At 44.7% G+C, this 255-nt stretch carries 1 protein-coding gene; it reads right to left on the reverse strand.

The window, feature by feature from the left end:
- On the reverse strand, window positions 1-255 hold a 255-nt coding region (locus tag KI367_RS26965; RefSeq protein ID WP_212953362.1), incomplete at both ends, for an IS3 family transposase.

Below are 255 nucleotides of genomic sequence, written 5' to 3' on the forward strand. Positions count from 1 at the left end.
TGACTGCTTTGAGGCCAAGCGCACGCATAATTCGGTAATAGCGCTTTTTGTTGTACTGCTTTTTGAGCTTTCGGTTTAATTGAGTACGCATTTGGCGGTAGCCAAGTATTCCGTTTCGCTTGTCATAGCGAAGCTTTACTTCTTTGGCTAGCACTTGAATTTCAAGTTCCTTGGTAGATGGCGTCCAACCTAACCACTTGTAATAGGCAGATCGAGCAACCCCTGCTAACGCACACAACTTCTTAATTGCGTAAC

Source organism: Paenibacillus cookii (assembly GCF_018333375.1).
GTDB lineage: Bacteria > Bacillota > Bacilli > Paenibacillales > Paenibacillaceae > Paenibacillus_AQ > Paenibacillus_AQ cookii.